The organism is Exiguobacterium sp. s35 (assembly GCF_018617535.1).
GTDB lineage: Bacteria > Bacillota > Bacilli > Exiguobacteriales > Exiguobacteriaceae > Exiguobacterium > Exiguobacterium aestuarii.
Window position 1 is genome coordinate 1,766 of sequence record NZ_JACSKI010000011.1, and the last position, 2,973, is coordinate 4,738.

General features: G+C 55.0%; 1 rRNA gene. It reads left to right on the top strand.

The features are described from left to right. Positions 1 to 26: 26 nt before the first annotated feature. Positions 27 to 2,940, top strand: a 23S ribosomal RNA gene (locus KNO75_RS14895). The last annotated feature ends 33 nt before the right edge of the window (positions 2,941 to 2,973 follow it).

Consider the following 2,973-nt stretch of genomic DNA (forward strand, 5'->3'; position numbering starts at 1 on the left):
TAATGGACCGTGTGTCTTAGACGCTAGATCAAGGTAGAAAGGGCGTACGGTGGATGCCTTGGCACTAGGAGCCGATGAAGGACGCGACGAACAGCGAAATGCTCTGGGGAGTGGTAAGTACACATTGATCCAGAGATCTCCGAATGGGGGAACCCACCGCCGGGAGACTGGCGGGACACCCACGTGAATACATAGCGTGGCGTGAGGCATACCCGGGGAACTGAAACATCTAAGTACCCGGAGGAAGAGAAAGAAAATTCGATTCCCTGAGTAGCGGCGAGCGAAACGGGAACAGCCCAAACCAGGAAGCATGCTTCCTGGGGTTGTAGGACACTCTATACGGAGTTACAAAGGGATAGGGTAGGTGAACGACCTGGAAAGGTCGGCCAGAGAAGGTGACGGCCCTGTAGCCGAAACCCCATCCCCTCCAGAGTGGATCCTGAGTACGGCGGGACACGTGAAACCCCGTCGGAATCCGGGAGGACCATCTCCCAAGGCTAAATACTTCCTAGTGACCGATAGTGAACCAGTACCGTGAGGGAAAGGTGAAAAGCACCCCGGAAGGGGAGTGAAATAGATCCTGAAACCGTATGCCTACAAGTAGTCAGAGCCCGTTAACGGGTGATGGCGTGCCTTTTGTAGAATGAACCGGCGAGTTACGATGGCGGGCGAGGTTAAGCCGATGAGGCGGAGCCGCAGCGAAAGCGAGTCTGAACAGGGCGCATCAGTCCGTCGTCGTAGACCCGAAACCAGGTGATCTACCCATGTCCAGGATGAAGGTCAGGTAACACTGACTGGAGGTCCGAACCCACGCACGTTGAAAAGTGCGGGGATGAGGTGTGGGTAGCGGTGAAATGCCAATCGAACCTGGAGATAGCTGGTTCTCTCCGAAATAGCTTTAGGGCTAGCCTCGAGGTGAAGAGTTCTGGAGGTAGAGCACTGATTGGACTAGGGGCCCCCACAGGGTTACCGAATTCAGTCAAACTCCGAATGCCAGCAACTTGTACTCGGGAGTCAGACTGCGAGTGATAAGATCCGTAGTCGAGAGGGAAACAGCCCAGACCATCAGCTAAGGTCCCCAAGTGTATGTTAAGTGGAAAAGGATGTGGCGCTGCACAGACAACTAGGATGTTGGCTTAGAAGCAGCCACCATTCAAAGAGTGCGTAATAGCTCACTAGTCGAGTGGCGCCGCGCCGAAAATGTAACGGGGCTAAACATACCACCGAAGCTATGGATCCCGTAAGGGATGGTAGGAGAGCGTTCCAAGCAGCAGTGAAGCGGTATCGTGAGGAGCCGTGGAGCGCTTGGAAGTGAGAATGCCGGTGTGAGTAGCGAAAAGAGGGGTGAGAATCCCCTCCGTCGAAAGCCTAAGGTTTCCTGAGGAAGGCTCGTCCGCTCAGGGTTAGTCTGGACCTAAGCCGAGGCCGAAAGGCGTAGGCGATGGACAACAGGTCGATATTCCTGTACCGCCGTACCACCGTTTGAACGATGGGGGGACGCAGAAGGATAAGGTGACCGTGCGACTGGAAGTGCACGGACAAGCAGCGAGGCCGTCGGGTTGGCAAATCCGCCCGGCATACAAGGTTGAGCTGTGACGTGGAGCCCGTAGGGCGAAGCACCGGATTTCACGCTGCCAAGAAAAGCCTCTAGTGAGGAGGTCGGCGCCAGTACCGCAAACCGACACAGGTAGGCGAGATGAGAATTCTAAGACGCGCGGGATAACTCTCGTTAAGGAACTCGGCAAAATGGTCCCGTAACTTCGGGAGAAGGGACGCTTATGGCAACATAAGCCGCAGTGAATAGGCCCAAACGACTGTTTAGCAAAAACACAGGTCTCTGCTAAATCGCAAGATGAAGTATAGGGGCTGACGCCTGCCCGGTGCTGGAAGGTTAAGGGGATGTGTCATCGCAAGAGAAGCACTGAACCGAAGCCCCAGTAAACGGCGGCCGTAACTATAACGGTCCTAAGGTAGCGAAATTCCTTGTCGGGTAAGTTCCGACCCGCACGAAAGGCGTAACGATTTGGGCACTGTCTCAACGAGAGACCCGGTGAAATCATAGTACCTGTGAAGATGCAGGTTACCCGCGACAGGACGGAAAGACCCCATGGAGCTTTACTACAGCCTGATATTGAGGCTTTGTACGCGATGTACAGGATAGGTGGGAGTTTGTGAAGCCGGAGCGCCAGCTTCGGTGGAGACACCCTTGGGATACCACCCTTTGCGTATAGAGTCTCTAACTCGCAGCCGTGATCCGGCTGGAGGACCGTGTCAGGCGGGTAGTTTGACTGGGGCGGTCGCCTCCTAAACAGTAACGGAGGCGCCCAAAGGTTCCCTCAGAATGGTTGGAAATCATTCGAAGAGTGCAAAGGCAGAAGGGAGCTTGACTGCGAGACCTACAAGTCGAGCAGGGACGAAAGTCGGGCTTAGTGATCCGGTGGTTCCGCATGGAAGGGCCATCGCTCAACGGATAAAAGCTACCCTGGGGATAACAGGCTGATCTCCCCCAAGAGTCCACATCGACGGGGAGGTTTGGCACCTCGATGTCGGCTCATCGCATCCTGGGGCTGGAGTAGGTCCCAAGGGTTGGGCTGTTCGCCCATTAAAGCGGTACGCGAGCTGGGTTCAGAACGTCGTGAGACAGTTCGGTCCCTATCCGTCGTGGGCGCAGGAAATTTGAGGAGAGCTGTCCTTAGTACGAGAGGACCGGGATGGACGCACCGCTGGTGTACCAGTTGTTCCGCCAGGAGCATCGCTGGGTAGCTACGTGCGGACGGGATAAGTGCTGAAAGCATCTAAGCATGAAGCCCCCTCCGAGATGAGATTTCCCTTTGAGCAATCAAGAAAGACCCCTCAGAGACGATGAGGTAGATAGGTCATGGGTGGAAGCGTGGTGACACGTGGAGCTGAATGATACTAATCGGTCGAGGCTTTGATCTAGTCTATGGTTTGTGTTGATGAATCCTCAGTTTT